We start from the raw sequence: 22205 nt of genomic DNA on the forward strand, positions 1-22205 counted from the left end.
TGAACCGCTACCTCACCGTCCTCCACCGCGAGGACTGGTCATCGATGGCGCACGCAGCACTCGACCCCACCGACAAATTCACCGCCTGGTTCCTGCGCGCGCGGGGACGGGTCCCCGACGGGCCGGAGCGGGAGGCCGGGGTCCTGTCGGTCACCGTGCAGTGGGTCGCTCCCGACGACGGGGCGGCCAAGGCGCTGTTCGCCGCCGCCCGTGACACGCAGAACGGCGCGCGGGACCGGGTGCGCGCCGGCAACGAGGCGTACGCGATCGGCACGTCGTCGGGCACGGTGGTGATGCGGGTCGGCCGCACGATCGTGACCGTCAGCTCCGGACTGCCCGACACGGCGACGCGCCTGGCCGCCGTCATCGCCGCGCGCCTGCCCACCGCCGCCTAGATTCCGGACTCAGGCGGAGACGGCCCACTCCTCGAGTTGGGCGACGAACAACCGGGCCTGTTCGGGCCAGTGGAACCGTGCGCGGGCGGCCTCATGGCCGCGCTTGCCCATGTCGCGGCGCAGCTCCGGGTCGTCGCGCAGCCGCCGGACCGCCGCCGCGGTGGCCTCGGGGTTCTCGAACGGCACGACGAGGCCGCAGCCCGCCTCCTCGACGATCCGGGCGGCGATCGGGTTCGGCGTGCTGACGACGGGGATGCCGCGTGCCATGTACTCGACGACCTTGGTGGGCATCGAGTGCCGGTAGTTCGGCGTGTCGTGCAGCAGGGACAGGCCCGCGAGGGCGCCCTCGGCCATGCGCAGCGCCCGGTCGTTCGGCACGAACCCGTACCACCGGAGGATCCCCTCCCGCTGGGCGTCGCGCAGCAGGGGCCGTACGTCGGCGTCGGCGCCGCCGACCAGGTCGAGCGTGATCCCGTCGGCGTGCACCAGCCGGGCCAGCGCGATCAGGTCCTTCACGCCGCGGGCGAAGGAGAGCTGCCCGACGTAGACGATCCGGTCGTCGCCGGGCGGGGCCGGCGGCAGGTCGGGGACGTGGGTGGTGTTCGGCACGACCGGGTGTGGATGGCGGAACCGGTCGCGGTACCCCTCCTCCGCCAGCAGCAGCTTCAGCCGGCGTTCGGCGCGGCGCTCGATGCGGCGTACGGCGAACCGCAGCGGGACGCGCAGCGGCGCGGGCAGCCAGCCCTTGGCGCCCAGGGCGGCGGCGGTGTCCTCGTGCACGTCCCAGACGGTGCGCGAGCGGAGCCGGTGCGGCACCGCGAGCAGCAGCTCGGGGTCGTGCAGCAGGAGGATGTCGGCGTCCTTCGCGTGCCTGGCGAGGACGCGCCGCGCCGTCCGCAGCGCGTGCAGCCGGTTCCGGCCGGTCGCGCGCGGGACATCGAGTGGATCGATCTCCGGCCAGGGCGTCACATTACAGGTCCGGAACGGCGCCACATAGGTCACGTCGTGTCCGGCGTCCAAAAGCGCGCGGATCTGCCGATGCAGAATTCGCGCGTCCTCCGGGTGATGCACGACGGTGCACACGAATATCCGCATCTTAATTTCCGATGAATTCCAGGTCACAGCAATTCGACGCGTTCGGCGGCCGTTTCCTCGAGGCGGCGTGTGGCGCCCCGGGTGTCGAACAGCAGCCGCGCGTGCCGGGTGAGGCTCTCCGGGTCGTACTCCCGGTGGTCGGTGAGGACGATCACGAGGTCGGCCTCCGCGAGCGCCGTGTACAGCACGCGGGCGCGCGGCACCGGTTCGCCGTCGACCTCCCAGCTCTCGACGTGCGGGTCGTGGAAGCTCAGGTCGGCGCCCATCTTCCGCAGCCGCCGGGCGACCGGGCGGGCCGGCGACTCGCGCTGGTCGGCGATGTCGGGCTTGTACGTGACGCCGAGGACGAGCACCTTGGCGCCCTTCATCGCCAGGCCCTCGCGGTTGAGCAGGGCCTGCGCGCGCTCGACGACGTACCGGGGCATCCGCTCGTTGATCTCCTGGGCCAGCTCGACGAACCGGAACGGGTAGCCCAGGGACCGCACCTTGTACGACAGGTAGTTCGGGTCGATCGGGATGCAGTGCCCGCCGACGCCGGGGCCCGGGTAGAAGGCCTGGAAGCCGAACGGCTTGGTGGAGGCGCAGGCGATCGAGTCCCACAGGTCGATGCCCAGCTCGTTGCAGAACACCGCCATCTCGTTGACCAGGGCGATGTTGACGTGCCGGTAGGTGTTCTCCAGGAGCTTGGCCATCTCGGCCTCGCGGGTGCCCTTGGCCTGCACGACGTGGTCGACGAACTTGCCGTAGAACGCGGCGGCGGCGTGCGCGCAGGACGGCGTGAGGCCACCGACGATCTTCGGGGTGTTGCGGACGCCGTACACCGGGTTGCCCGGGTCGATCCGCTCCGGGGAGAAGGCCAGGTGGAAGTCCTCGCCGGCGACCAGGCCGGACTCCTCCAGGATCGGCCGGACGACCTCGTCGGTGGTGCCCGGGTAGGTCGTCGACTCCAGCACCACGAGCGTGCCGGGGTCCAGGTGCCGCGCGACCGTCTGGGCGGCGGCCCGGACGGCCGTCAGGTCCGGGCCGCCGTCGGACGACAACGGTGTGGGCACGCAGATCACGATGGTGCGCGCACCGTCGAGGATGTCCTCGTCCCGTGAGGGCGTGAACCCGGCGGCGAGCATGTGCTCGACGTCCTCGGCGCTCACGTCGTCGACGTGGGACAGGCCGGCCTTGAGCCCGGCGACGACACGGGCGTCGCGGTCCAGCCCGCCGACCCGGAGGCCGGCGCGGCCGGCCTCCCGCACGAGCGGGAGGCCGACGTAGCCAAGTCCGATGACCACCAGATCCACCAGTGGCTCCCTTCAGGATGCTGCGGAGGCGATGTCCCGGTAGGCGCCGAGACAGCGGGCCGTGACGGCCCGCCAGGTGCGGTTCGCCGCGACCCATTCCCGGGCCGCCTGACCGATTTCGCCGCGTAGCTTCGGACTGTAAATGAGCTGGTCCAGGCAATTCGCCCAAGCTTCCGGGTCTTCTGGAAGAGTTAACGTGCCGGTCACGCCCGGTTCGATGATTTCGCGAAGCGCTCTGACATCACTTGCTATTACTGGGAGTCCCCCTGCCATCGCCTCCAGCGGTTTCAGCGGAGTCACCAACTGGCACACCCGGTCCGCTCTCCGCGGGACCGCGAAAACATCGAGGACTGCGTGATACCGACGTACCTGATCGACCGGCACCCGGCCGGTGAAGATCGCCGGGACCTTGAGCTCGGCGGCGCGGCGCTCGAGCGCCGGCCGCTCGGGGCCGTCGCCGACGAGCAGGAGCGTGAAGTCGCGCCGCAGCGCCGCCGCCTCGATGAGCGTGTCGATGCCCTCGAAGCCGTAGAACGTCGAGGTGAGCCCGACGACGACGTCGCCCTCGGCGATGCCGAGGTCGGCGCGGAGCTTCCCGCCGTCCGGCAGGGGAGCGAGGAAGCCGTCGTCGACGGCGTTCGGCACGACCAGCACGTCGCCGACGCCGCCGCGCCCCTGGATCTCGGCCCGCATCGCCTCGCCGAGCGTCACGACCAGATCGGCGTCGCGCATCCGGGCGGTCTCCAGCTCGCGGGTGAGCCGGTAGAAGTCATCGCCGGTCGAGCGCGCCGGGTCCCGCGACAGCCAGGAGTCCTCCAGGAAGCCGCGCACCTCGTACACCACCGGCAGGCCGTACCTGCGGCGCAGCTCCAGCGCGACGGCCGCGTTGAGGTGGTTGCTGGCCGCGTGCAGCACCGAGGGGTGGAGCTCCTCGACGAGGCGCCCGGCCAGGTCGGCGGCCTTGCGCACCTCACGTACCGGCCCGCGCGGCGGCGTCCACGGCAGCAGCCGGTGGTAGGGGATCCCGTCCACCTCGCACCACGCCCGCGCGTCCCGGACGCCCTGGGTCAGCGGGTAGCCGAGCCGCGTCACGACGTGCGGGTCCAGGCCCAGCTCGCGCTGCGCCGACACGATGCGGTGCGTCCGCACCGTGTACCCGGCCTGCGTGCGCGGCAGCGCGTTCGTGACCAGGTGCAGCACCGTCATCCGGTCCCCGTCCGGCCGGGGCGCGTGGCGATGGCCTCGGGACTTGACCTGAGCGGCGTCGGCGAGCAGCGCGCGCAGGTCCCGGTTCTCCCGGTCGGCGCGCTGCGGGGCCGGCGCGGCGAGCGCGCGGAACCGCGTGCGCACCCGACCGGGTGCCGCGCGGAGCGCCAGCCGTACGGCCAGCCGGACCGCCCGGCGGGGATCGGCGCACGCGTGCCGCCACGCGAGCACCGCCCCGAAGAAGAGCATCTTCGCCACCTGCATGGCGGGCGAGGTTAGGGATCGTTCGTGAACGAAAGGGAAACGCAACTGTGATCGCGCATGTCCTCGGCGCCCGGCCGAACTTCGTCAAGGCGGCGCCGGTGATCGCCGCGCTGTCCTCGACGGGCCGCGAGCAGCGGGTGATCCACACGGGCCAGCACTACGACGAGCGCATGTCGGAGGTGTTCTTCCGCGACCTCGGCCTGCCCGAACCCGACGTGAACCTGGAGGTCGGGTCCGGCAGCCACGCCGCCCAGACCGCGGCGATCATGGTGGCGCTGGAGAAGGAGTTCATCGAGCGTTCACCCGAGCTCGTCATGGTGTACGGCGACGTGAACTCCACCATCGCCGCCGCCCTCGTCGCGGCCAAGCTGCACATCCCGGTCGCCCACGTGGAGGCGGGGCTGCGCAGCTTCGACATGACCATGCCCGAAGAGGTCAACCGCCGGCTCGTCGATCAGCTGTCGGACCTGTGCCTCGTCACCAGCCCGGAGGCCGTCGGCCATCTCGCAGCCGAGGGCGTCGCGGTCGAGCGGATCCACTTCGTGGGCAATCCGATGATCGACACGCTGCTCACGAATCTGGACAAGTTCGACACCGAGGCCGTGCTGCGGGCGTACGACCTGCCCGCGCGGTACGTCGTCGCGACGCTGCACCGGCCGGCGAACGTCGACGACCCGGAGGTCGCGGCCGGCCTGGTCAAGCGGCTGCACGAGATCGCCGAGCTGGTGGACGTCGTCATGCCGGTGCACCCGCGCGGCCGGAAGGTGCTCACCGAGTCCGGCCTGAACGCGCACCCGCGCGTGCGGCTGCTCGAACCGCTCGGCTACGTCGAGTTCGTGGCGGCCGTACGCGGAGCGGCGGCGGTCGTCACCGACTCCGGCGGCGTGCAGGAGGAGACGACGATCCTCGGCGTCCCGTGCCTGACGCTCCGGCCCAACACCGAGCGGCCGATCACGATCACGCACGGCACCAACCGGCTCGTCACCGCCGACGACGTCGTTCCGGCGGTCACCGAGGCCCTGGCGGCAGGCCGCGGCGACGGGGAGCACCCGCCGCTGTGGGACGGCCAGGCCGGCCCGCGCATCGCCCGCGTCGTCGAGGGGTGGCTCGGTGGCTGACCGGCAGGTGGCCCGGCTCAAGGCGGCGCTGGCCGACCGGGAGGCGCGGGTCCAGATCCTCGAGGCGCGGGTCGCCGCGCTGGAGGGCTCCACGTCCCTGAAGGTCGGCCGGGCCGTCACCGACGCGGCCCGCAGGCCCGGCAAGGGCGTCGTCCAGCTGCCGCGTGAGCTGTACCGCATGTGGCGGCACCGGGGCGCGCCGAACGTCGTGACGTCCGTGGACGCCCGTGAACGCCCGATGTTCACCGCGCGCGACGAGGACCGGCTGATCGCGGCGGCGCCCGCGACCGGTCTGGTGGTCGCCGGTGTGCTCGGCCCGGCCGCCGCCGAGGCGCTGGCGGACGTCGCGCACGTCGTGCCGCTGATGCCGCACGACGCCGCCCTCGTCCTCGACACGACCGACGTCGACCTGGTGATCGTCGATGCCGCCGCCGGGGCGCCCGGCGGGCCGTGGGCCTACCTGGGCGTCCCGGGTGTCCCCGATCGCGACCGGGCGCTCCTCGCCCTGATGAGCGTAGCCCGTGACCGGGGCCGCCCCGCCGTGCTGGCCGGCTCCGCCCCGGCCATCGCCGGGTTCGGCTGGGACGCCACCGTGCCGTCCGGGACGCCGATCGCCGACGCGCTGCCCGGCCTGTGCGCCCGGTTCGGCATCGAAGAGCTCTCATGATCCTGCGAGAAGGAGAACGCGTGCGCGCTCTCGTGTACGGCGACGTCGATCTCAACCTCATCGACGGGTCGGCGATCTGGGCCCAGGGGATGGTGCAGGCGCTGCGGCTCGCCGGCGTCGAGGTGACCTTCGTCCTCAAGGCCCCGGTGAAGACCGCGCGCCTCGTCGAGCCGCTCGAGCGGCTGGCCGGGGTGACCGTACGCCGACGGCCGGACGAGGCGACCACGTCGCTCACCGTCGAGGAGGCGGCCGGGCTGCTCACCGAGCTCGACGCCGAGCGGCCGTACGACCTGATCGTCGTGCGCGGGAAGCGCCTGGCCGTGCGGCTGACCGCGACGCCCCTGGCCGGGCGGCTGTGGACGTACCTCACCGACGTGCCGCAGACCGTCGCCGACCTGGACGGGAGGACGCGCGGCGAGCTGGCGGCGGTCGCCAAGGCGTCCCGGTTCCTGCTCTGCCAGACCGAGGAGCTGCGCTGCCACCTGGAAGGGGTGCTGCACAAGGCGACGGGCAAGTGCGTGCTGTTCCCGCCGGTCGTCGCCCTCCCCGAGGGCCTCGAACCGGCGGCGGAGCGCGCCCCCGGCAGGCCGCTGCGGCTGGTCTACACCGGCAAGTTCGCGCCGCGCTGGAACACCTACGAGATGACCGCGCTGCCGCGCCGACTGGCCGCCCGGCAGATCGACGCCGAGCTGCACATGATCGGCGACAAGATCCACCACGACAGGAAGGACCCGGGCTTCTCCCGCCGCATGCGCGTGGCCCTGGAGTCCACGCCCGGTCTGACCTGGCACGGCGGCCACCCGCGCGCCGAGGCGATGCGGGTGTCGGCCGGCTGCGACGTCGGGCTGTCGTGGCGCCACCCGGAGCTCGACGCGAGCCTGGAGCTGTCCACCAAGGTCCTGGAGATGGGGGCGCTCGGCCTGCCGGTGGTCCTCAACCGCACCCCCATGCACGAGAACCTCCTCGGCGCGGACTATCCGCTGTTCGCCGCGACCGAGGAGGACGTCGTCGACGTGCTCGCGGACGTGACCGACCCGGAGGTCTACGCGCTCGCCCGCCGCCGGTGCCTCGACGCCGCGCGGGCGTTCACCCTCGACGCGGCGGCCGACCGGCTCCGTACGTACCTGGGGCAGGCGTTCCCCCCGCCGCTGCGAGCCGACGGGGCCGGGCACAAGACGCGGATCGTCGTGGCCGGGCACGACCTGAAGTTCTTCACCCGGCTGCTCGACCACATCGGCGCGCTCCCGGACGTCGAGGTGCGCGTCGACCGCTGGCCCGCCCTCGGCACGCACGACCCGGAGGTCAGCACGGAGCTGGCCGAGTGGGCCGACGTGATCATCTGCGAGTGGTGCGGCCCGAACGCCGTCTGGTACAGCGAGTGGCGCAAGAAGCACGGCCGCCCGGACCAGCGCCTGATCGTCCGGCTGCACCGCTTCGAGCTGTACGGCGCGTGGCCGGGTCGGCTGGACATCGACCTGATCGACCAGGTCGTCTGCGTCAGCCCGTCGTACGCGGAGCTGACGCGCAAGATGACCGGCTGGCCCGCCGAGAAGATCACCGTGATCCCCAACTGGGTGGACGTCGCGCAGTTCGACCGCGCCAAGCTCCCCGGCGCCCGGTTCCACCTCGGCATGATCGGGATCGCGCCGTGGCGCAAGCGCCTCGACCTGGCCGTGGACGTCCTGGAGGAGCTGCGCCGGCAGGACCCGCGGTTCACGCTGTTCGTGAAGTCGAAGCTGCCCTGGGACCTGCCGTGGATCTGGAACCGCACGGAGGAGCGGGAGGCGTTCGAGGCGCTGTTCCGGCGGATCCGGCGGTCGCCGCTCCTAGCGCGCTCGGTCGTCTTCGACCCGGCCGGACCGGACGTCGCCGCGTGGCTGCGCCGCGTCGGCTTCGTGCTGTCCACCAGCGACGACGAGAGCTTCCATCTGGCGCCGGCCGAGGGCATGGCGTCCGGGGCGGTGCCCGCGCTGCTCGGCTGGCCGGGCGCGGACACCATCTACGACCGGCGCTGGATCCACGAGTCGCCGGCCGCGATGGCGCGGGGGATCGCCGCGATGGTCGCGGAGGGCCGGTGGGACGAGGAGAGGGCGCAGGCCCACGCGGAGGTCGCGCGGTTCTACGCCCTCGATCTCGTCGGCGAGCGGTGGGTGGAGCTGCTCAGGCCCTCCGCGGCCGCCGCAGCGGCACGAACGCCCACGACATATCCGGCTCAAGCGCCCAGTGCATGACCTTGCGCACCGGCGGGGTGCAGAGCAGCGTCGCCACCACCGCGCCGGTCGCCGCGGTCACCAGCACGCCCGGGATGGTGTGCAGGAACGACACGTCGTACCAGCCCATGTACTCCATCAGCTTCGTGAGGAAGCCGTGCAGCAGGTAGGCGTACAGCGTGGCGCCGCCGAGGCCGGTGAACCACGTCTGCTTGGCCGGCACCATGGTCAGGAACGCCGCCACCAGGATGGTCGCCGCGATCATCAGGCCCAGGCGCATGCCCGTGCCCGTGAGGTTGTTCACGTGCATGTGGGCGTTGGGGCTACGCCAGTACACCCACTCGGTCGTCATGTGGCGGTCGGCGACGAAGAAGGTGAAGACGAACCCGAACAGGAGCGTCAGCGCCCCCAGCACACGGGCCTTGGTCTGCTTGAGCAGGTCGAAGTGCTCCTGCTTGAGCATGAGGCCCAGGACGTAGAACGGCACCAGGCCGAACGTGCGGTGCATCTCGAGCTCGTCCGGCAGGTCGCTCATGCCCGACAGCAGGGAGATGATCAGGGCCACCAGCACCGGCCAGCGGATCTGCTGCCACACCGGCGTGGACAGGCGCCACAGGAACAGCGCCATCAGGAACCAGGTGAGGTAGTACGGGTCGAGCAGGCTGATCTGGAAGGCGGAGTGACCGACCGCCCAGTGGTACGTGGAGTACGCCGTCTCGAAGACGATGTACGGCACGCCCAGGTTGGTGATCAGCTTGCGGGCCTTGCCCCCGGAGAACGTGAAGTTCCGGGAGAAGTAGCCGGTGATCACGATGAACACCGGCATGTGGAACGTGTAGACGAACAGGTACAGGGCATGCGCGAACCGGACGTCGCGCAGGTTGACGATCGAGTGGCCCATCACGACCAGGACGATCGCCAGGAACTTGGCGTTGTCGAAGAACGGGTCCCGCCGGCGGCGTGCGCGGGGGGCGGGCACGGCGGGCAGCGCGGGCGAGACGGCGTACAGGTCGGGGATCGTTGGCGGGGACGACGACGGGTAATGGGCGTAGTTCGCGGTCGGCGAGGTCATCGATTCCAGGAAGTGGAGGCGGAGTTCCGGACCCCGGGGAGATCACGGGGCTCAGAAACGACCATACCGACACTCGGAGGCACACGCAGGACAACGGCCGAGCTCTGAGGAACCTCTCAGGAACGGCGCGGACCGGCGGGTCTAGGACTTGTCCGAGCAGACGTCGGCGGCGGCGTTCACCGCTCCGGCGGCGCTCGAGGAGGGGATCTCGGCCGACTGCGCGCTCTTCAGCCCCTGCCAGTCGGGGCCCAGGACGAGGTCCACGGTCCCGGCCGGAGTGTCCTGTCCGGCGACCGGCTTGGCGTCCGGGACGACCTGGGCCAGGGCGGCGGCCTGCTGGTCGGCGCCGGTGCCGTAGCGCACCTCGGTCTTGCTCGGCCTCGTGCCGGTCAGGGTGCCGACCTTGACCACCTGGAAGCCGCGCGCCTTGAGCTGGTCCCCGGCCCGTCCGGCGAGCCCGGGGGTCGCCGTGCCGTTGAGGACCTCGACCTTCACCTGCGACGGCGGGATCTTCACCTTCTTGGTGGCGGCCTGGGCCTGCACCTGGTTGTCGTTGCGGATCGCGGCGAACAGGTTGTCCGCGTCCGGCTGCCGCCACGCGATGCGGTTGGGGTCGGGGGCGTACGCCCCCCAGGGCACGGTGATGAACTGCACCTTGCCGGCCGACATCCCCTGCACGCTGCCGGCGACCTTCTTCATCTCGTCGATGGTGAAGTCATTGTCGGTGGTGACCGACTTGGTCGCGGCATCGAGGAAGCTCAGCAGCTTCGACGGGTTGCTCAGCGTGCCGTTGCTCGTCGCCTTCTTCACGACGGCGCCGAGGAACTTCTGCTGACGCTTGATGCGGTCCGTGTCGGAGCCGTCGCCGAGGCCGTGGCGCATGCGGACGTAGGCCAGCGCCTGCTCGCCCTTGACGACGTGCCGCCCGGCGGACAGGTACAGCTTGCTGCTCTTGTCGGCGACGCGCTTCGGGAGGCAGATCTCGACGCCGCCGAGGGCGTCCACGACCCGCTTGAACCCGGAGAAGTCGACCTTGACGAAGTGGTCGATGCGGATCTTCGTCAGCGATTCGATGGTCCGGATCGTGCAGGCGGCGCCGCCGTTGTTGAACGACGAGTTGATCATCGCGGCGCTCTGCGCCGGGATCGTGTGGCCGCTGCTCGACTTGCAGGCGGGGATCGCCACCATCGAGTCGCGGGGGAAGCTGATGCCGACGGCCTTCTTCCCGCCGGGGGACAGGTGCAGCAGGATCATCGTGTCGGAGCGCTCGCCGACGTCCCTGCCGTACTTGGCGTTCGCGCCGTTCCGCTGGTCCGAGCCGATGAGCAGGACGTTCAGCGCGTTGTTGAGCTTGGGCGGGCGTTTGCCGCCCAGTTGGGCGGCGACGTCCTCGTGCTTGATGTTGCCTTCGAGCTTCCGGTAGGCCGCGTAGGCGGTCAGGCTCGTGCCGACGAGGACCACCGCCATCCCGATGGACGCCCAACCGATCACGCGCCACCAGATCCCCCGCTTCGGCGGGGGACCGGACGCATCGTCCTGGCCCAGGTAGTCGTAGTCGCTGATCATCGGCCCCATCGGCTCGGCATTGATCCATGTAACGGGCGATCCGGTCAGATCACGGATGTCACATGTTCTACTGAGATTCGGCGTTCCAAACCTGTCTCGTCGAGGTTTTGGCAGATTATTACTGATCCACCCGAGGTCAAAGGCCCCAGCAGACCTTTCAGGAGACCCTCAGGTGTGTCGAATCCCACAGTAGTGAGCACCCGGCTGCCCTCTGGCGTGCCCAACGCGCGGGCCTCGGCGAGGAGTTCCGTCCCCGTCAGGGTCCGCCCGGCGAACTCCACCACCGGGGCGCCGGCATCGAGGACGCCGCCGGAGAAACGGTCGCCGTACGCGCGCACCTCCACCGCGTAGTCGATGACGCCCGGCGGGCACTCCGCCAGCGGCGCGCCGAGCGAGTCCAGGGACAGCCCGACGACGTCTGCGGCCGAGCGCGCCGCCTCGGCCAGCCGGGCGGGCTCCGCCGCTACGATGTCGGCGTCGCCCGGGATGGCGCCGTCGCCGACCGGCACCGCCGTCAGCCCGGCCGACCAGCATGCGAACAGCCAGACGGCGGTCTGCCAATGCCCCGGCAGGGCGAGGGCCACCCGTCCGGACGGTACCGCACCGAGCCCGTCGACCAGGAGGTTCGCGGTCTTGGCCACCCAGTTGTCGAACGTCTTCACCGACAGCTCGACGCGATCTCCGGTGGCGTCGTCGTAGAAGGTGACGAGCGGACGGGACGGGTCGGCGGCCAGGGCCCCGCGCAGGAGCTCAACGGGATGTGACATGAAAGTGAAGATTACGGCCACCCGGCCGTCAGGCTCGCGCGGCCGTTACTCTCCGGACTCGATGGACGACAACGACGGAGGTTCCGGAGCATCCCGGGCGGACCTCCTCCTCGCCCGGGTCACCGTCATCCCGGTCCTGCTCCTGGCCTCCTGGCTGGCGGTCGCCCTGCCGCTGCTGATGGCGGGGATCTTCCGGCCCTGGGCGGCGATCCCGCTGTACGTGCCGGTGGCGGCGGTCACGCTCAGGTTCGGCCTGCGGGCCGTACGGCCCACCGGCCTGACGATGGGCCGTGCCTCCTGGCGGCCGGTGGCGTGGCTCCTCGTGATCGCGGCGGCGTTCGGCGCGCTGCAGCTCGTGATGTGCTCCCAGCAGATCACCGTGCGCCGTGACCCGGCGTCGTACTTCAACTTCGCGACCTGGCTGGCCGGCCACGGCTCGCTGCCGATCCCGCAGATGCGGTGGGCGTTCGGCGGCGGGGACGGCGCGCTGACGTACGGCAGCCCGGCGTTCTACCAGCGCGGCGGCGTGCTCGTCCCGCAGTTCATGGCCGGGATGCCGCTGACCGTCACGCCGGGCGGCTGGCTCGGCGGCCCGTACGCGACGCTGGCGATGATGCCGCTGGTCGGCGCGCTGGCCCTGATCTCGTTCGCGGGCCTGGCCGCCCGGCTGATCGGCTCGCGCTGGGCGCCCGTCGCGGCGCTGGCGCTCGGGCTGACCTGGCCGATGATGATGATCTCCCGGTCGATCTACAGCGAGACCGGCGCGCTGATCCTCATGTTCGGCGGCGTGTCCCTCACGCTCGACGCGGTGCGCGCGGGCCGCCGCCTGCCGGCGCTGCTCGGCGGGCTGTCGCTGGGCCTGACGATCCTCGTGCGCATCGACGGGGTGCGCGACGTGCTGCCGGTGGTGGCGTTCGCGGGGCTGCTGCTCGCGCTGCGGCGGCGCGTCGGCCTCCCGCTGCTGGCGGGCCTGACGGTCGGCGTCGGCGCCGGACTGCTCGAGGGCTTCGTGATGTCCCGGCCCTACCTGCACTACCTGGGCGCGTCGCTGTACCCGCTGCTGTTCATCGCGGTCGCGGTGGTCGCGGCCTCGGCGGTCGCGAGCCTGGTGATCCGCCGCTGGGGGCTGCCGGACCTCACGCGGTTCCGGCTGCCGGACCTGGCGGTCCCGGCGACCTTCGCGGTGCTGGCCTTCTTCGCCGCCCGCCCGATGCTGCAGACCGTGCGCCGGGTGCCGAACAACCCCGACGACCGGGTCAACGCCTCCTTCATCGCCGCCCTGCAGCGGTCCCAGAACCTGCCGCTCGACCCGAACCGCCAGTACTCGGAGCTGAGCCTGCACTGGGTGGCGTGGTACATCGGGATCCCCGCCGTCCTGCTGGCCGCCGTGGGCGCCGCGGTGGTCCTGCGCGACCTGCTGCGGCGGCGCCGCACCGCCTGGCTCCTGCCGTACGCGCTGATCGTCTGGACGACGGTGGCGACCCTCTGGCGGCCCGGCATCACGCCCGACCATCCGTGGGCGAGCCGCCGCCTCATCGGCATGGTGATCCCCGGCCTGCTCCTGTTCGCGCTGTGGGCCGTCGCCTGGGGGGCGCGCCACGTACGGCGGTTCCGCCCCGGCCGCGCGGCCACGACCGGAGTGGCGGTCGTGGGCGCGCTGATGATCCTGGTGCCGACCGCGTGGGCCTCGGCGCCGATGGCCGTGACGCGGACCGAGGAGCGCGAGGTGTCCCAGGCGCGGGCGATGTGCCGGGCCATCGGCCCGAACGCCTCGGTGCTCTTCATCGAACGCGTCACCGGCGACCGGTTCGCCCAGCTCATCCGCGGGATGTGCGGCACGCCCACCGCCCGCGTGCGCATCGCCGCCGGGTTCAAGACCGCCCCGGAGCAGGACGTGCGGCGGGTGATCCAGAAGGTCGCCGCGGCCGGCCGCCGCCCGGTGCTGCTCGGCGCCGACTCCGTCGACGTGGAGCCGTACGGCCAGGCCAGGCGGGTCTTCCACATCCACACCCGCCGGGACGCGAGCACCCTGGTGTCGGCTCCCCGGGGCACGTGGTCGCTCACGATCAACGTCTGGATGGCCGATCCCGTGTACAGAGGGTGAACGTTGCGTACGCTTGGAACCGTGCACCGGAGCGGGCGACTATCCTCGCCGGGCGTGACTACCACGCCCCATGTGACGATCGTCCTGCCGTGCTACAACGAGCAGGACCACGTCATCGACGAGGTCGAGCGCATCTGCAAGGCGATGGACGCCAGCGGGCACACCTACGAGTTGCTGGCCGTCGACGACTGCTCGACCGATGACACCCTGGCCCGGCTCGAGGCGGCGGCTCCGCAGTTCCCGAACATGCAGGTCGTGCCGTTCCACCGCAACGGCGGGTCCGGCACCGTCCGGCGGATCGGCTCCCAGCAGGCGCGGGGCGACATCGTCGTCTGGACCGACGCCGACATGAGCTACCCGAACGAGCGGATCCCCGACCTGATCGACATCCTCGACCAGGATCCGACCATCGACCAGGTCGTCGGCGCCCGCACCACGGAGGAGGGCACCCACAAGTTCCTGCGGGTGCCGGCCAAGTGGTTCATCCGCAAGGTGGCCGAGCGGCTCGCCGGGCAGAAGATCCCCGACCTGAACTCCGGACTGCGGGCCTTCCGCAAGGACGTCGCCGCGCCCTACCTGAAACTCCTGCCGCCCGGCTTCTCCTGCGTCACGACGATCACCTTGGCGTTCATGTCGAACCAGCACGACATCCGCTATGTCCCGATCGACTATTTCAAGCGGTCCGGCAGCTCGAAGTTCCACTTCGTGCACGACGCCTACCGCTACATCCTGCAGGTGCTGCGGATGGTGATGTACTTCAACCCGCTGAAGGTCCTGATGCCGCTCGCGCTGTGGCTGCTGGGCCTCGGGGTGGCCAAGGGCATCCTCGACATGGTCCTGCACCCCCTGCGGTTCGCGATCAACACGGTGCTGATCTTCGTGACCGGGCTGATCATCGCGTCGATGGCGTTGCTGGCCGACCTGATCGTGCGATCGCGGGGAGACACGTGAGAATCGCGATCATCGGGCCCGCGTTCCCGTACAAGGGCGGCGGCGCCCATCACACGACCGAGCTCGCGCACCGGCTGGCCGCCGCCGGACACGACGTGACCCTGGAGTCGTGGAAGGCGCAGTACCCCTCCTTCCTCTACCCGGGCGAGCAGACGATCGCGACGCCGGAGGGCGAGCCGTTCCCCGGCACCCGGCACGCGCTGGCCTGGTACCGCCCGGACGGCTGGCTGCGCCTCGGCCGCCGCCTGCGCGCCCAGGACCTCGTCATCCTCGTCGTGCTCTCGCCCGTGCAGGTCCCGGCCTACCTCGGCATGCTGCTGGGCCTGGGCGGCCGGAACGGCCAGGGCCCGCGCGTCCTCGCGCTGTGCCACAACGTCCTGCCGCACGAGCGCAAGCCGTACGACGTGCCACTGATGCGCCGGCTGCTGAAGCGCGTCGACGGCGCCCTGGTGCACTCCGCCCAGCAGGCGCAGCTCGCCCGCGATCTGGCGCCGGGCACGACGGTCCGTACGGCCGTGCTGCCCGCGCACCTGCCGACGCCCCCCCAGGGGACCAGAGTGTTCACGGGCGCGCCGCAGGGCTCCCGCGACCGTCTGCTGTTCTTCGGCATCGTCCGGCCGTACAAGGGCCTGGACGTGCTGCTGCGGGCGCTCGCGCGGGTGGACGGCGTCGCGCTGACCGTGGCGGGGGAGTTCTGGGGCGGCGCGGACGAGACCCGCGCGCTGATCTCCTCGCTGGGACTGGAGGAGAGGGTGGAGGTGCGGCCGGGATACGTGCCGGCCGCCGAGGTGCCGGAGCTGTTCGCCCGCGCCGACGCGCTCGTCCTGCCCTACCGGACCGCGACGGCCTCGCAGAACGTCTTCATGGCGTACGAGCACGGCATCCCCGTGATCGCGACGCGCGCCGGCACCCTCGCGGATCACGTCCGCGAGGGCGTCGACGGGGTGCTGTGCGAGCCGGACGACGTCGACTCGCTGACCGACGCGCTGCGCCGGTTCTACGCGCCGGGCGAGCCGGCGCGGCTGCGGGCGGGCGTGCGGCCCGTCGACTCCGAGCCGCACTGGACCGCCTACCTCGATCAGCTCCTCACGGCCGGCCCGCTCGTGCCGAGGGGGGCCGACGGTGAGGCGCGGTCGGCCTAGACCTGCCGGTCCTAGCCGATGTGCGGCGTGATCGACTTGAGCAGGGCCCGCTTCGGCTTGGCGCCGGTGATCTGCTCGACGACCTCGCCGCCCTTGAACAGCAGGAGGGTCGGCAGGCCGAGCACGTTGTACTTGCCCGGGGTCGCCTGGTTCGCGTCGTAGTCGAGCTTGGCGATCTTGAGCTTGCCGGCGTACTCGGCGGCGATCTCGTCCAGGATCGGCGCGATCATGCGGCACGGCCCGCACCACGACGCCCAGAAGTCCACCAGCACGGGCGTGTCGCTGGCCAGGACCTCCTGGTCGAAGGTCGCGTCGGTCACGGTGATGGGTTCGGTGGCCACGCCAGCCATTATCTCTCCTTCCGGTACGCCGCCGAGTGCGGCGTCGGGCGACACGGATCACAAGGCCGGTGGCCCTGGCGATATTCCAGCGGGCAGAGATTAGTCGACCGGGCCGGCGACCGGCTCCACTTCGTCCTCGGCGAGGACGGGGTGTCGGGTACCCAGGAGTACGGCGGCGCCCGCCCACGCGAGGTCCGCGACCGTCAGCACGACGCGGGAGGTGAGCGCGACGACCAGCGGCGCGCCGGCCGCCGGCAGCACCGGCCCCAGCGTCACCGTCAGGGCGGCCTCCCGCACGCCCACGCCGCCCGGCGCGATCACGATGATGAAACCGGCCGTGAAGGCGAGGGCGTACGCCCCGGTGGACAGGAAGAGGCCGTGCCCGCCGGCCGCCCGCACGAGCAGCCACGTGTGCGCGCCGAACAGCAGCCAGCCCACCGCCGTCCAGGCCACCGCGCGGGCCATCGTGCCGAGCCCGGCGGTGCGGGCCAATGGCGGGCGCCGCACCAGGCGCAACGCGCGGTTCAGCGCGAACGCCAGGATCCGCGGGTGCAGCATGGCGAGGAAGATCGGCGCGAGGGCGAGCAGCCACCAGTAGCGGCGGGTGGCGTCCGGCGAGGTCAGCGGCAGCGTCACGGCGGCGACCGCGCAGCCGGTGGCGACCGTGGTGGCCATGGACAGCACGCCGGCGCTCGCGCCGCGATCGCGCGGCACCCGGTGCTCCTTGGCCAGCTCCATCTGGGCGACCAGCGCCCACACCGACCCGGGGATGTACTTGCCGAGCTGGGAGACGAAGTAGACCCGCACCGCGGCTCGCAGCGGCAGCGGCGAGCCCAGACCGGCCAGCAGGCGGCGCCACGCGAGCATCCACGCGCCGAGGCCGAGCACGCCCGCCAGCAGCGCGGCGCCGGCGTACGGCCAGGACAGCCGGGTCAGGGCGTCGCGTGTGTCGTCCCAGCGGGCGAACAGCCCATAGCCGCAGAAACCGAGCGCGACGACGACCAGGGCGACGCGCGCCAGGCGGCTCGCTCGCAGGCGGGAGATCACCTCGTCAGACTAGTCGGTACGCGCCGATGAACACTCGGTGATCAGCGGGTACACGGTCCGCCGGGGCCGTAAAGTGAACTCGATGAAACTCAACGACGCGAAGGCCTTCGTCGGCCACCAGGTGCACGTGTGCCGTTTCCGCGAGGCCGGGACCCTCCTGCGCTGGATGGGCGACGACCTGCGCGGCAAACGAGTGCTCGACGTGGCCGGCGGCGACGGCTACTGGGCCGGGCAGGCCCGCAAGCGCGGCGCGTACGCGGTCTCGATCGACCTGGCGCGCGGCAAGATGCTGTACGGCCGGACGCTGAAGCACCCGCCGGCCCTGATCGAGTGCGACGCGCTGAAGCTGCCGTTCGCCGACGGCACCTTCGACGCCGTCCTGTCGGTGTGCGCGATCGAGCACTTCGACGACGGCGGCACGGCGCTGGACGAGATGTCGCGGATCCTGAGGCCGGGCGGCGAGCTGTTCATGTCCGCCGACGTGCTCAGCCGGTCCCGTACGTGGCCCAAGCTTCGCGAGGCGCACTGCGCGAAGTACCACGTGCAGCACACCTACACCCACGAGAGCCTCGGGCAGCTGCTCGCCGACCGCGGGATGGAGCTCGCCGAGTACTCCTACCAGTTCCGCACCAAGGCGACCGAGCGCCTCTACCTCTCGCTGTCGGCGTACGGCGGCCGGGTCGGGTTCAACGCCGCCGCGCCGCTCACCCCGCTCGTCGCGCTCGCCGACCGGCGGAGTCCGAACGACCGCGGCAGCATCGTCCTCATCAGGGCGCGCAAGAAGGGCTGACGTCCCCCTGTCGGCGATCGATCGGCGTAGGCTTCGATCGGGAGTGATCCCGACCACATCGGCACCGGACGGAGGGGGCGACTGACACCGTGGTGCCTCGTGTGCTGATCGACGCGACCGCCATAGCCGCCGACCGCGGCGCGCTCGGCCGCTACGTCGACGGGCTGATCGGCGCGCTGCACCGCGCGGACGCCGATCTGGCCGTCGTCTGCCAGCGGTCGGACGAGGAGCGGTACGGCCAGCTGGCGCCGAAGGCGCGGGTCGTCGCCGGCCCGACCTCGATCGCGCACCGCCAGGCGCGCCTGGCGTGGGAGCAGTCGGGCCTGCCGCTCGTCGCCCAGCAGGTGGGCGCGCACGTCATCCACGCGCCGTACTACTCGATTCCCCTCCGGCCGGGTCTGCCGACCGTCGTCACGGTCCACGACATGGCGTACTTCACCGACCCGGAGGCGCACAACCCGGTCAAGACGACGTTCATCAGGTCGGCGACGCGCACGGCGGTGCGGCGCGCGACCCGGGTGATCGTCCCGTCCAAGGCGACCCGCGACGACCTCGTCCGGCTGCTCGGCGCGGACCCGACCCGGATCGACGTCGCCTACCACGGCGTCGACCACACGATCTTCCACCCGCCGACCGAGGAGGAGCGGCGGCGCGTCTCCGACCGGCTGGGCCTGCACGGGCGGCCCTACCTCGCGTTCCTGGGCGCGCTGGAGCCGCGCAAGAACGTCCCGAACCTCATCCGCGGCTGGGTCCGGGCGACGGAGGGCCTGGAGGGGCCGCCCGCGCTGATCCTGGCCGGCAGCGGGGGCTGGGACGACGAGCTGGACGCCGCGCTGGCCGACGTCCCCTCCCATCTGAGGGTCATCCGGCCGGGTTACCTGCCGTGGCCGTCGCTGCCGGGCTTCTTCGCCGGGTCGCTGGCCGTCGCCCTGCCCAGCCGGGGTGAGGGGTTCGGCCTGCCGGTCCTGGAGGCGATGGCGTGCGGCGCCACCGTGCTGACCACCCACCGTGCCTCGCTGCCGGAGGTGGGCGGCGACGCCGTCGCCTACACCGAGCCCGGCATCGAGGACATCGCGGCGGCGCTGCGGGCGCTGATCGACGATCCGGAGCGGCGGCGGCGGCTCGCCGAGGCGGCGCACGTCCGTTCCCGGGAATTCACCTGGGCGGCATCCGCCGAGGCGCATCTGGCGGCGTACCAGCGCGCCGTCGAACAGTAAGGTGACTGGCCGGTACTCATGAGGGAGGGGCATCCTGGAAGCGATCCTGCTGGTCGGCGGTAAGGGCACGCGGCTGCGGCCGCTGACGATCTCGACGCCGAAGCCACTGCTGCCGACGGCCGGGGTGCCGCTGCTGGAGCACCAGCTGCGCAAGGCGAGCGCGGCGGGCATCCGCCGCGTCGTGTTCGCCACGTCGTACCGCGCCGCGATGTTCACCGAGGCGTTCGGCGACGGGTCGCGGTTCGGGCTGGAGCTCGTCTACGTCACCGAGGACGAGCCGCTGGGCACGGCCGGCGCCATCCGGAACGCCGCCGCGAAGCTGACCTGCGAGGACCACAGCCCGGTCGTCGTGCTGAACGGCGACATCCTGTCCGGCCACGACCTGGTGTCCCAGGTCGCGATGCACGAGAAGTCCGACGCGGCCGTCACGATGCACCTGACCCTGGTCGACGACGCCCGGCGCTACGGCGCGGTGCCGACGACCTCGGAGGGCAAGGTCATCGCGTTCGTGGAGAAGTCCCCGAAGCCGCCGACCAACCAGGTGAACGCCGGCTGCTACGTCTTCCGCCGCTCGGCGATCGACGCGATCCCCACCGGCCGGGTCGTGTCGGTGGAGTACGAGACGTTCCCGGAGCTGCTCGCCTCCGGTGAGACGATCATGGGGTACGTCGAGGGCGCGTACTGGCTGGACGTCGGCACGCCGGCCACGTTCGTCCAGGGCTCCTGCGACCTGGTGCTCGGCCGGATGGAGTCGCCCGCCGTGCGGCCGGGCGGGGGCGTGCTCTTCCTCAACGGCTCGGTGGTCGCCCCGGAGGCCGCGGTCTCCGGCGGCACGACCGTCGGCGCCGGGGCCGTGGTCGAGTCGGGCGCGACCGTGGAGTCCAGCGTGCTGTTCGACGGGGCCGTGGTCGAGCGCGGGGCGCGGGTGTCGCGTTCGGTGCTCGGCCGGGGCGCGCGGATCTGCGCGGGCGCGGTCGTGTCGGACGCCGTGATCGGCGACGGCGCGATGGTCGGCCCGGGCAACGAGCTGCGTGACGGGCTGCGGCTGTGGCCCGGCGTGCAACTGCCGGAGACGGCCGTGCGGTTCTCCGCCGACGTGTGAGGGGTTCCGGCCGTGCTCACCGACGCCCGCACCCCGGCCCGCAGCCGGACGTGGCGGCCGCCGTGGCCGGTCGACGTGCTGCTGACGCTGTCGCCGCACCGTAGGGGCACCGGTGACCCCGCCTTCGCCGTGACGCCCGACGGCGCGGTGTGGCGGGCCTCGACGACCCCGGACGGGCCGGGCACGCTGCGGCTGCTCGGGCGCGGTGGCGAGGTCGAGGCGGAGGCGTGGGGGCCCGGCGCGTCCTGGCTGCTCGACGGCGTGCCCGACCTGCTCGGCGCCGCCGACGACCCGGAGTCGTTCCGGCCGGAGCACGAGGTCCTGCGCCGGGCGAGCCTGCGCCTGCGGCACCTGCGCATCGGCCGGACCCGCAACGTCTTCGAGGCGCTCGTCCCGGCGGTGCTCGAGCAGAAGGTCGTCGGCAAGGAGGCGTGGCGGGCCTGGCGCTACCTCGTGCGCCGGTTCGGTGCGCCCGCGCCCGGTCCGCTGGACCTGCGGGTGCCGCCCCCGCCCCGGACCTGGGTCACGATCCCCTCCTGGGAGTGGCACAAGTCCGGCATCGAGGCGGTCCGGGCCCGTACGATCATCGGCGCCGCGCGGGTGGCGAGCCGGTTGGAGGTCGGCGACACGCTGGACGCGGACCGGCGGCTGCGTTCGCTGAGCGGCATCGGCGTGTGGACGTCGGCGGAGGTGCGGCAGCGCGCCCTCGGCGACGCCGACGCGGTCTCGGTCGGCGACTACCACATCCCCGGCATCGTCGGCTGGGCGCTGAGCGGCCGGAAGGTCGACGACGCGGGCATGCTCGAACTGCTCGCACCGTACGCCGGCCACCGCTACCGCGTGACCCGCCTGCTGGAACTGTCCGGCGCGGCTCCACCGCGCAGAGGGCCGCGAATGCCCGTCCGCGACTACCGCCACTTCTGACCACGCGAACCGCTCCGCACCAGTCTGGCGGTACGCCGGTGAGGCGGAGTGTTCCACATGTCCGGGGTAGGCCAGCGCGGCGGCTAGGAAGTGGCGGATCGTAGTGGGCGCGGGACTCATCGTCTGGCACATTAAGCCGCTTAAGGCGACTCCGTCAGCGCACAATGGGCTGATGTTGCGGATGCGACTTGCCACAAGCGATGACGGTCCCGAGGTCGCCGAGATGGTACGAGCCCGGTGTGACTGGCTGGAGCAGAACGGCCTGGAGAGCTGGCGGGACGCGATAGACGACCTGGCCGCCCAGTGCGACAACCCGGCCGGTGACGTGTGGGTACTGGCCGACGACGAACGCGGTGTCGTCGGCCAGGTGGTGGTGCAGGACCAGGGCCCACCGTGGGGGTGGACAGACGCCGAGCGCGCTGAGGCGGCCCTGTACCTGTCAGGGTCGATCACTGACCCATCGCTGCGGGAGCGGAAGCTGGGCACGGTGATGTCGTGGTGGGTGGTCGATCGAGCCGCCCAGCTCGGCGTGCCGTGGGTGCGTCGCCACTGCCACTTCGCGGGGGTGGCCCGCTACAACGAGACGCAGGGGTTCGCGGTGGTACGCGAGGAGCAGCGGACGCACGCCCGGCTGTACATAATGGCGCGGCGGGCGGAGCGGCTCGATCTGTCATCGTGGTTCGGGTCCGGGGTCAGGTCAGGAACGCTCTGACGGCCTGGTCGAGCGTGATGACCTCGACCAGCTTGGAGTGGTATTCCTCGCGGTAGCGCCCGTCCTCCAGTTCGCCGACGAGGACCTTGAGCCCGTCCGGGTCGAGGAGATCGGCCTCGATCAGCGGCGAGCCCTCCGCCAGGATGCGCCACAGGATCGGCAGCCCGTTCACCTGGAGCGATTCTTCGACCGCACGGGCACCGGGGACGAGTTCGCCCGCTGG

General features: G+C 72.0%; 21 protein-coding genes. 12 read left to right on the plus strand and 9 right to left on the minus strand.

Annotated elements, in window-relative coordinates; translation table 11 throughout:
• Positions 1–395 (plus strand): hypothetical protein (locus AB0K82_RS35830; RefSeq protein ID WP_364405576.1); only part of this gene is annotated, 395 nt, incomplete at its 5' end.
• A gap of 9 nt (positions 396–404) precedes the next feature.
• On the opposite strand, the gene AB0K82_RS35835 is transcribed toward AB0K82_RS35830, so the two are convergent.
• Genes AB0K82_RS35835 through AB0K82_RS35845 form a run of 3 tightly spaced genes read right to left on the minus strand, consistent with a single transcriptional unit; the run spans position 405 to position 4252 of the window.
• Positions 405–1490: a glycosyltransferase gene (locus AB0K82_RS35835; RefSeq protein ID WP_364405578.1), complete on the minus strand. Its 1086-nt coding sequence runs from the start codon at positions 1488–1490 to the stop codon at positions 405–407.
• A 23-nt stretch (positions 1491–1513) separates the two neighbouring features.
• Positions 1514–2782: a nucleotide sugar dehydrogenase gene (locus AB0K82_RS35840; protein ID WP_364405580.1), complete on the minus strand. Its 1269-nt coding sequence runs from the start codon at positions 2780–2782 to the stop codon at positions 1514–1516.
• A 12-nt stretch (positions 2783–2794) separates the two neighbouring features.
• On the minus strand, positions 2795–4252 hold the full coding sequence (locus AB0K82_RS35845) for a glycosyltransferase family 4 protein (protein WP_364405582.1): 1458 nt from the start codon (positions 4250–4252) through the stop codon (positions 2795–2797).
• A gap of 50 nt (positions 4253–4302) precedes the next feature.
• Here AB0K82_RS35845 and wecB point away from each other — a divergent pair, with 50 nt between their 5' ends.
• The 3 genes from wecB to AB0K82_RS35860 are packed head-to-tail and all read left to right on the plus strand — an operon-like array spanning position 4303 to position 8268.
• On the plus strand, positions 4303–5370 hold the full coding sequence (wecB, locus tag AB0K82_RS35850; RefSeq protein WP_364405663.1) for a UDP-N-acetylglucosamine 2-epimerase (non-hydrolyzing): 1068 nt from the start codon (positions 4303–4305) through the stop codon (positions 5368–5370).
• Positions 5363–6037 (plus strand): hypothetical protein, encoded by a 675-nt coding sequence (locus AB0K82_RS35855; RefSeq protein WP_364405584.1) that lies wholly within the window; start codon positions 5363–5365, stop codon positions 6035–6037. Before wecB ends, AB0K82_RS35855 begins: the two co-directional genes overlap by 8 nt.
• Positions 6034–8268 (plus strand): glycosyltransferase, encoded by a 2235-nt coding sequence (locus AB0K82_RS35860; RefSeq protein WP_364405586.1) that lies wholly within the window; start codon positions 6034–6036, stop codon positions 8266–8268. Before AB0K82_RS35855 ends, AB0K82_RS35860 begins: the two co-directional genes overlap by 4 nt.
• On the opposite strand, the gene AB0K82_RS35865 is transcribed toward AB0K82_RS35860, so the two are convergent.
• From AB0K82_RS35865 to AB0K82_RS35875, 3 genes are all read right to left on the minus strand, one after another.
• On the minus strand, positions 8198–9319 hold the full coding sequence (locus tag AB0K82_RS35865; protein ID WP_364405587.1) for an acyltransferase family protein: 1122 nt from the start codon (positions 9317–9319) through the stop codon (positions 8198–8200). The two genes, AB0K82_RS35860 and AB0K82_RS35865, sit on opposite strands and share 71 nt — an antisense overlap.
• 141 nt (positions 9320–9460) lie before the next feature.
• Positions 9461–10885: an LCP family protein gene (locus tag AB0K82_RS35870; protein ID WP_364405589.1), complete on the minus strand. Its 1425-nt coding sequence runs from the start codon at positions 10883–10885 to the stop codon at positions 9461–9463.
• A 44-nt stretch (positions 10886–10929) separates the two neighbouring features.
• Positions 10930–11652 carry a TIGR03089 family protein gene (locus AB0K82_RS35875; RefSeq protein WP_364405591.1) on the minus strand — a complete coding sequence of 241 codons (723 nt, stop codon included), beginning with the start codon at positions 11650–11652 and terminating at the stop codon, positions 10930–10932.
• A gap of 61 nt (positions 11653–11713) precedes the next feature.
• On the opposite strand from AB0K82_RS35875, the gene AB0K82_RS35880 reads away from it, so the two are divergent.
• Genes AB0K82_RS35880 through AB0K82_RS35890 form a run of 3 tightly spaced genes read left to right on the plus strand, consistent with a single transcriptional unit; the run spans position 11714 to position 15849 of the window.
• Positions 11714–13756: a hypothetical protein gene (locus tag AB0K82_RS35880; protein ID WP_364405593.1), complete on the plus strand. Its 2043-nt coding sequence runs from the start codon at positions 11714–11716 to the stop codon at positions 13754–13756.
• Positions 13757–13810: 54 nt separating this feature from the next.
• Positions 13811–14707: a glycosyltransferase family 2 protein gene (locus AB0K82_RS35885; RefSeq protein WP_364405594.1), complete on the plus strand. Its 897-nt coding sequence runs from the start codon at positions 13811–13813 to the stop codon at positions 14705–14707.
• On the plus strand, positions 14704–15849 hold the full coding sequence (locus tag AB0K82_RS35890) for a glycosyltransferase family 4 protein (RefSeq protein ID WP_364405596.1): 1146 nt from the start codon (positions 14704–14706) through the stop codon (positions 15847–15849). The genes AB0K82_RS35885 and AB0K82_RS35890 overlap by 4 nt, the downstream gene beginning before the upstream one ends.
• An 11-nt stretch (positions 15850–15860) precedes the next feature.
• On the opposite strand, the gene trxA is transcribed toward AB0K82_RS35890, so the two are convergent.
• Together trxA and AB0K82_RS35900 are read right to left on the minus strand one after the other, a co-directional pair.
• Positions 15861–16190 carry a thioredoxin gene (gene trxA, locus AB0K82_RS35895; protein WP_345353364.1) on the minus strand — a complete coding sequence of 110 codons (330 nt, stop codon included), beginning with the start codon at positions 16188–16190 and terminating at the stop codon, positions 15861–15863.
• Positions 16191–16289: 99 nt separating this feature from the next.
• The gene (locus tag AB0K82_RS35900; RefSeq protein WP_364405598.1) at positions 16290–17237 is read right to left on the minus strand and encodes a lysylphosphatidylglycerol synthase transmembrane domain-containing protein; all 948 of its coding nucleotides are present in this window, start codon (positions 17235–17237) and stop codon (positions 16290–16292) included.
• A gap of 82 nt (positions 17238–17319) precedes the next feature.
• Between AB0K82_RS35900 and AB0K82_RS35905 the strand changes: the two genes are divergently transcribed.
• The 5 genes from AB0K82_RS35905 (at position 17320) to AB0K82_RS35925 (ending at position 21982) form a co-directional block, all read left to right on the plus strand.
• A complete protein-coding gene (locus AB0K82_RS35905) occupies positions 17320–18027 on the plus strand; it encodes a class I SAM-dependent methyltransferase (protein WP_364405600.1) in 708 nt (235 codons plus the stop codon).
• 101 nt (positions 18028–18128) lie between these two features.
• Positions 18129–19244, plus strand: coding sequence for a glycosyltransferase family 1 protein (locus AB0K82_RS35910; protein WP_364405602.1), 1116 nt, complete (start codon positions 18129–18131; stop codon positions 19242–19244).
• A 49-nt stretch (positions 19245–19293) separates the two neighbouring features.
• Positions 19294–20346, plus strand: a complete 1053-nt coding sequence (locus AB0K82_RS35915) for an NDP-sugar synthase (protein ID WP_364405665.1) — start codon at positions 19294–19296, stop codon at positions 20344–20346.
• A 12-nt stretch (positions 20347–20358) separates the two neighbouring features.
• The gene (locus AB0K82_RS35920) at positions 20359–21270 is read left to right on the plus strand and encodes a DNA-3-methyladenine glycosylase 2 family protein (RefSeq protein WP_364405604.1); all 912 of its coding nucleotides are present in this window, start codon (positions 20359–20361) and stop codon (positions 21268–21270) included.
• Between the two features lie 181 nt (positions 21271–21451).
• Positions 21452–21982, plus strand: coding sequence for a GNAT family N-acetyltransferase (locus AB0K82_RS35925; protein WP_364405605.1), 531 nt, complete (start codon positions 21452–21454; stop codon positions 21980–21982).
• On the opposite strand, the gene AB0K82_RS35930 is transcribed toward AB0K82_RS35925, so the two are convergent.
• Positions 21963–22154: a hypothetical protein gene (locus AB0K82_RS35930; protein WP_364405606.1), complete on the minus strand. Its 192-nt coding sequence runs from the start codon at positions 22152–22154 to the stop codon at positions 21963–21965. The genes AB0K82_RS35925 and AB0K82_RS35930 overlap by 20 nt on opposite strands.
• Between the last annotated feature and the right edge of the window lie 51 nt (positions 22155–22205).

This window comes from Actinoallomurus sp. NPDC052274, assembly GCF_040679475.1.
GTDB lineage: Bacteria > Actinomycetota > Actinomycetes > Streptosporangiales > Streptosporangiaceae > Actinoallomurus > Actinoallomurus liliacearum.

What these genes read in the sequence shown, in the direction of transcription:
- AB0K82_RS35835 (WP_364405578.1), bottom strand. Translation starts at nt 1,490, where the DNA reads ATGCGGATATTCGTGTGCACCGTCGTGCATCACCCGGAGGACGCGCGA.
- AB0K82_RS35845 (WP_364405582.1), bottom strand. Translation starts at nt 4,252, where the DNA reads ATGCAGGTGGCGAAGATGCTCTTCTTCGGGGCGGTGCTCGCGTGGCGG.
- AB0K82_RS35860 (WP_364405586.1), top strand. Translation starts at nt 6,034, where the DNA reads ATGATCCTGCGAGAAGGAGAACGCGTGCGCGCTCTCGTGTACGGCGAC.
- AB0K82_RS35865 (WP_364405587.1), bottom strand. Translation starts at nt 9,319, where the DNA reads ATGACCTCGCCGACCGCGAACTACGCCCATTACCCGTCGTCGTCCCCG.
- AB0K82_RS35870 (WP_364405589.1), bottom strand. Translation starts at nt 10,885, where the DNA reads ATGATCAGCGACTACGACTACCTGGGCCAGGACGATGCGTCCGGTCCC.
- AB0K82_RS35875 (WP_364405591.1), bottom strand. Translation starts at nt 11,652, where the DNA reads ATGTCACATCCCGTTGAGCTCCTGCGCGGGGCCCTGGCCGCCGACCCG.
- AB0K82_RS35880 (WP_364405593.1), top strand. Translation starts at nt 11,714, where the DNA reads ATGGACGACAACGACGGAGGTTCCGGAGCATCCCGGGCGGACCTCCTC.
- AB0K82_RS35905 (WP_364405600.1), top strand. Translation starts at nt 17,320, where the DNA reads ATGAAACTCAACGACGCGAAGGCCTTCGTCGGCCACCAGGTGCACGTG.
- AB0K82_RS35925 (WP_364405605.1), top strand. Translation starts at nt 21,452, where the DNA reads ATGCGACTTGCCACAAGCGATGACGGTCCCGAGGTCGCCGAGATGGTA.